Genomic DNA, 2,049 nt, shown 5'->3' on the forward strand with positions numbered 1-2,049 from the left:
GTGCGATGCCGTGCTGCTCGGCTGCTGGCCTTCACAGGGCGCGTGGGGCGGAGTCAGTGAAGCGCAGTGGGCGGCTGTCGGCACGGCCTTGCGCACCGTCGGCCTAGAAGGTTTTGAAGCGCGGCCCATTCAGGCTGTGCGCCACGATGACGACCGGCTCGTCCTGCAGCACGATGGTGTTGGCCAGCGAGGCCACCCAGGCCTTGCGCGAAGGCGTGATCCAGTCGTCCTGGCGCACGCGCACCGCATTGCTAAGGCGTTCGGCCCACAGGCTTTGCCAGTGGCCGGGGCCCGAGTCGCGCCAGCCAGGGACGATGATGAAGCGCACTTCGCGTGAACCCGTCTGATTACTTATTGGGTTGCGGTGTGACGCGCAGGTACGGCTTGATCGCCTTGAAACCTTTGGGGAAACGCTGGGCAAGTTCGGCCGGATCCTGCAGGCTGGGCACGATGATCACGTCGTCGCCGTCTTTCCAGTTCACCGGCGTGGCCACCTTGTAGCCGTCAGTTAGCTGCAGCGAGTCAATCACGCGCAGGATCTCGTCGAAGTTGCGGCCCGTGCTGGCGGGGTAGGTAAACGTGGTGCGGATGGCCTTTTTCGGGTCAATGATGAATACGCTGCGCACGGTGGCCGTGGGGCCGGTGCTCAGGGCGTTCGGGTGAATCATGTCGTACAGGTTGGCCACCTTGCGGTCAGCATCGGCCAGGATGGGGAAATTCACCGTGGTGTTTTGCGTCTCGTTGATGTCGTTGACCCACTTGCCGTGCGACTCCAGCGCATCCACGCTGATGGCGATGGGCTTGACGTTGCGCTTGGCAAATTCACCGCTCAGGGCTGCGGTCTTGCCCAGTTCGGTGGTGCRGACGGGCGTGAAGTCTGCGGGGTGCGAAAACAGCACCACCCATGAATCGCCAGCCCACTGGTGAAAGGAAATCTTGCCGGCGGTGGAGTCCTGGGTGAAGTCGGGGGCGGTGTCGCCGAGTCTGAGAGTGGTCATGCTTTGCTCCTTGATTGCTGATCAAAGCATTGTGGGGAGCAAGCGTTAAAACTCAAAAGAATATATCGCTCTTAATTTATCTCAATAATCGAATAACAATTCAAGGGATTGGTATTTTTCGGTGCTATTGTTTTGATAGCTTCTTGCGCACAGCGCTATTGGGTTACCGGCCATTTTTTCATCCAATAGTCGCGCCGCAWGCACCTTGGTAGCGTCCAAACACCGCCACAACACCCTCATTCAAGGTACTTTTGAGGTGTTTTCAGGCACAAGAATTGGCTCCAGCCCAATAACATCGGGCGCAAGCAGCTATCGTATTGATAGCAAACCGGCACAAACTTCCCGGCAATTGGCAGCTCAGGCCGGTGAGCCCGACAGCTCTGTTTTCAAATGCGCCAGAAAGACCTGCGCCGCCCGCGACAGCGTGCGGCCCGCGGCCGTCTGCACTTCCACATTGCGCAAATCCAGGCCGCGGTCACGCAGGCGTATGCAGGCAAACTCGCCGCGCTGGACCTTGTAGCGGACCGATATTTCGCCCGCAATGGTGACGCTTTCCGGGTAATGGCGCAAAAAGTCGTTCAGGCTGTTGACGTAGTTGCTGGTCAGCACCGGCGACACGGTCAGGCCCTGCAGGCTGCAGGCGATGTCAAACAGCTGCCGCACGGTGGTGTTTGTTTCCGGCAGCACGATCGGATAGRCCAGCAGCTGCTTCAGGCTGATCTGCTTGAACTGGGTCAGCGGATGGTCGTAACGCATGGCCGCCATCACCGGTGACGGCTGCACGTGCTCTACCTGAATGCCGCTTTCGGGAGTCCGGCTCATGGTGAGGGCGATGTCGGCATCGCCATGCAGGACGCGGCGCGAGCATTCCGCCGGGGGGTGCGCACCCAGGTGAAACTGGATGCCGGGATGCGTCTTCATGAAGTCGCTTATGGCCTTGGGCAGGAACTCCATCGCAAAACCTTCGGTGCAGGCCAGGCGCACCCGCCCGCGCTGCATGCCTTGCAGCGCCTGGATCTCATGCACCACCCGCTCCGAGTCGTGCGCCGAT

The 2,049-nt window shown here is 60.3% G+C and carries 2 protein-coding genes and 1 pseudogene; all 3 read right to left on the bottom strand.

The genetic code is table 11. The features are described from left to right. Positions 1-130 precede the first annotated feature (130 nt). Positions 131-328: pseudogene (locus tag AC1D1X_RS21630) on the bottom strand (RBBP9/YdeN family alpha/beta hydrolase); the annotation flags it as partial. Positions 329-347: 19 nt separating this feature from the next. Then, the gene (locus AC1D1X_RS21635; RefSeq protein WP_477699148.1) at positions 348-998 is read right to left on the bottom strand and encodes a peroxiredoxin; all 651 of its coding nucleotides are present in this window, start codon (positions 996-998) and stop codon (positions 348-350) included. A 357-nt stretch (positions 999-1,355) separates the two neighbouring features. Continuing rightward, positions 1,356-2,049 (bottom strand): LysR substrate-binding domain-containing protein (locus tag AC1D1X_RS21640; RefSeq protein ID WP_477699149.1); only part of this gene is annotated, 694 nt, incomplete at its 5' end.

The sequence above is a fragment of the Polaromonas sp. P1_G4 genome (assembly GCF_056405475.1).